The organism is Paraburkholderia sp. BR10141, from assembly GCF_056155635.1.
On the sequence record NZ_JBMIQH010000121.1, the window covers coordinates 1 to 1,133 of the forward strand.

General features: G+C 61.9%; 3 protein-coding genes. All 3 read right to left on the bottom strand.

The window, feature by feature from the left end; translation table 11 throughout:
- Positions 1–262 (bottom strand): FAD assembly factor SdhE (locus ACOJB8_RS41080; protein WP_475017974.1); only part of this gene is annotated, 262 nt, incomplete at its 3' end.
- Between the two features lie 15 nt (positions 263–277).
- The gene (locus ACOJB8_RS41085) at positions 278–979 is read right to left on the bottom strand and encodes a succinate dehydrogenase iron-sulfur subunit (RefSeq protein ID WP_158760580.1); all 702 of its coding nucleotides are present in this window, start codon (positions 977–979) and stop codon (positions 278–280) included.
- A 28-nt stretch (positions 980–1,007) separates the two neighbouring features.
- The coding region (locus ACOJB8_RS41090) for a hypothetical protein (protein WP_475017976.1) at positions 1,008–1,133 on the bottom strand (126 nt) is incomplete at its 5' end.

Genomic DNA, 1,133 nt, shown 5'->3' on the forward strand with positions numbered 1-1,133 from the left:
CGTTCCGAAGCAGCTCCAGCACCCGCTTCACGTCCGGGTCGGCAAGGTCGCCTTCTGGTTCCTTGCGCGCGAGCAGCAAGTCCATCAGGTCGTTATCGCTCAGCTCGAGCAGGCGCGTGAGAGCGCCCACGTCGGCGTCGCTGAGTTCATGCTCATAGCGCTCGAAAAACCGCTCAAAAATCAGATCGTTTTCGAGCAGGCCGCGCCGCGCGCGCCAGCGAAGGCGCGCGCGGCGATGGGGGTCAGACTGGTGCGATTCCATTTCAGAACAACAACATCAAACCGCGCGGCGGAACATCAGTTCCTTGATCTTGCCGATCGCCTTCGTCGGGTTCAGGCCCTTCGGGCAAACGTCGACGCAGTTCATGATCGTATGGCAACGGAACAGACGGTACGGGTCCTCGAGGTTGTCGAGGCGCTCGCCGGTCGCCTCGTCGCGGCTGTCCGCGATGAAGCGGTAAGCCTGCAGCAGGCCTGCCGGGCCGACGAACTTGTCCGGGTTCCACCAGAAGCTCGGGCACGAAGTCGAGCAGCTTGCGCACAGAATACACTCGTACAGGCCATCGAGTTCGTCACGCTGCTCAGGCGACTGCAGACGCTCCTTCTCGGGCGGCGGCGTGTCGTTGATCAGGTACGGCTTGATCGAGTGGTACTGGTTGAAGAACTGCGTGAAGTCGCAGATCAGGTCGCGCACGACGGGCAGGCCCGGCAGCGGACGCAGCACGATCTTCGCCGGCAGGTCGTTCAGGTTCGTGAGGCACGCGAGACCGTTCTTGCCGTTGATGTTCATGGCGTCCGAACCGCACACGCCTTCACGGCACGAACGACGGAACGACAGCGTCTCGTCCACTTCCTTGAGCTTGACCAGCGCGTCGAGCAGCATGCGCTCGTGCGTGAGTTCCAGCTCGTACGTTTGCATGCGCGGCGCCGCGTCCTTGTCCGGGTCGTAGCGATAGACTTCAAAAATGCGTTTGGCCATTTCCAATTCCTTTTGACTGGCGTGTGCCTTAGAACGTACGCGCCTTCGGCGGCACGGACTCGACGGTCAGCGGTTGCATGTGGACCGGCTTGTAATCGAGTCGGTCGCCTTCGCTGAACCAGAGCGTATGGCGCAGCCAGTTTTCGTCGTCGCG